1 protein-coding gene and 2 pseudogenes are annotated in these 2,407 nt (G+C 41.5%); 2 read left to right on the forward strand and 1 reads right to left on the reverse strand.

Annotated features, from left to right (window positions below):
- Positions 1-220: 220 nt before the first annotated feature.
- Positions 221-973, forward strand: a pseudogene (locus tag LC574_RS35835) (sensor histidine kinase); the annotation flags it as partial.
- A gap of 347 nt (positions 974-1,320) precedes the next feature.
- Positions 1,321-1,785: a DUF29 domain-containing protein gene (locus tag LC574_RS35840; RefSeq protein WP_229458377.1), complete on the forward strand. Its 465-nt coding sequence runs from the start codon at positions 1,321-1,323 to the stop codon at positions 1,783-1,785.
- A gap of 128 nt (positions 1,786-1,913) precedes the next feature.
- Here the strand turns inward: LC574_RS35840 and LC574_RS35845 are convergent.
- Positions 1,914-2,407, reverse strand: a pseudogene (locus LC574_RS35845) (hypothetical protein); the annotation flags it as partial.

Consider the following 2,407-nt stretch of genomic DNA (forward strand, 5'->3'; position numbering starts at 1 on the left):
TCAGAACACAAGTACTTTCGTTTACAACACAAGTCTTTTTTGAGCCAATGAGTGAATGAAACAGCTTTGCTTTTCGAGAGGGGATGGGGGTGGGTTCTTGTACCTAACTCAACCGAGAACCGCTATAATGCTGTATTACCGTCTTAAACTATTGGTTATTGCACAATCAAAACAAACTTTTTCCCTGCATTCAGCCCCCTCTTACCAGTAATGATTTAAAATGCTTAGTTCTCCTGATTTGAGCTTTTCTCGAACCTTGCCTATTGTTGTATTTAATCAGCTTGGGGAATTGTTAGAACAGATGGCTCAAACGGTGGGAAGTGCCGCTCTGATACTGACAGAAGCTGTGTTGGCGCGGATTTGCATACCTGTGGAATGGCAAAGGCAAAGGTTTACGTTGGTGCTTTCTGAGCAGTTTAGTGCGCTGTTGGTAGGAAACTTAGCGCAGGGGGAGCAGGGGAATAGGGGAGATGAGGGGGATGAGGGAGATGAGGGAGATGAGGGGGATGAGGGAGAACAAGTACCCACTCAGGACTCGGCACTCAATGCTAGTTTGACATTTAATTTAGAGGCGATCGCAACATTTGTCTACGAATTAAGAGACTTGTTTGAGTGTGATTCCTCCACTTACCAAAATCTCGAAGGCTATCGCCAAATTATTCGGCCCAATGATGCCACGCTCCAAAGTCAATTCTCACTGTTGTTATTAGAATATCTCCTAAATCAGCCAAACCAAGAAATCATAGCACCTCCAAGCTCAACTGCACCGACAATTTATATCTGTGAGCCAGTGGAAGATGCTTTAAAAAAACAGATTTCCCAAGAGCGGTTGTTAAATCAGGTAACAACGCAGATCCGCAAAAGCTTGGATTTGCCGGTGATTATGACAACAGCAATTACACAAGTGCGTGAGTTTCTGGAATTAGACAGATTAGTAATCTATAAATTTGAAGGTTCCAAAGTCAAGACTGAACAATACCAGTCTGGCACTATTCCTCTTAATGAAACCGCACTGGTAACAGGCATGGAACAGTCGGTTGGGGAACGTTCCGAAATCTATTTTTCTATACACGAGAACAACGGTAAACAATTTATAAGGTTGAGAATTTAAAGGTTGATGAATGGGATCTCGTACATTCTCAATGATTTTGTAAATTAAAACCTCATTCTTTCAGTAAGCTTTACTTTAGACTTAAGGAATATTTGCGCTATTGCACTTTAACTGAAATTCATAACCTTAGCATGATGGATATTGGTATGTAGCGTTATCAGCCCAAAGCTATGACCCAAACCTTGAATTAATAGGAGTTGAATAAGTGTATGGTGATACAAATAGAACCAAAAACTCAGACTTTATACGACCAAGATTATTACCTTTGGCTCAGGATAACCATCAACCAACTTCGCGCTGGTCAGTTTTCATCTGTGGATTTAGATAATTTGTTAGAAGAATTAGAAAGTATGGGTAGGAGCCAGAAGCGAAGGGTGAAAAGTCTGTTAATTCGACTTTTTGAACATCTGCTTAAGCTCACATACTGGGATGGCGAACGGGAGCGCAATGAAGGGCATTGGAAAGGAGAAGTCAGGACATTCCGTAGAGAGATTAAGGATGAACTCAAAGATAGTCCTAGTCTTAAGCCTTACATTTTAGAAATATTTGATGAATGTTATCAAGACGCAAGGAAAGAAGCAAGCGATCGCTCTCAACTTCCCATTGATACATTCCCTGTTGCACTGCTTGGCTCTTTAGAACAAATTTTAGATGAAAACTGGTTTCCTGAGTAGAAGTGGCGCAATTTAACAAATTAGGACTTACGCAAAAATTGCTAAAAAGCTTAATTTATCGAACCGCCAAGACGCCAAGAGCGCCGAGAGAATTCGTAGAGTGTGCGTAAGTTCTACAAATATGATGATTAAATACCAGCCTCAGTCAATGCTTTACTCAACGCATCAACCAAATTTAAATGTTTTGCCCACTCTATAAGGTAAGTGTAGTCTAAACTTTGTGCTTGCAACTTTAGTATCCCCAATACATCACGCCACTGTTTTTCAGATTGACTACTTTGCCGCCACCACAACTTCTGTAAAATCGTATCCTCTGGCGAAGCCACCCAAAATTGAGGTATACCATCTAAATCGGGCAATATCCGACGTGCCATCTGCGATACTGCAAATGGTGAATCATCAGTGATGTACAGATCGGCATTAGCTATGGTTTCGGTATGTGTAATGTTGAGCATTCGCTCGTATCCTCGCTTCAAATCTTCAACCGCCCCTGCTGGACAATAGTATCCTGCTGTTTCTAGTGTCGTCACCAACAAATCGATTTGGTCGGGTTGAACTGAAATTACTAAATCTAAATCCCGTGTCGAGCGAGGTTCGCCATGAATTGAACTAGCAACACCTC

This window comes from Nostoc sp. CHAB 5715 (assembly GCF_020829685.1).
In the GTDB taxonomy this organism is placed as follows: Bacteria; Cyanobacteriota; Cyanobacteriia; order Cyanobacteriales; family Nostocaceae; genus Nostoc.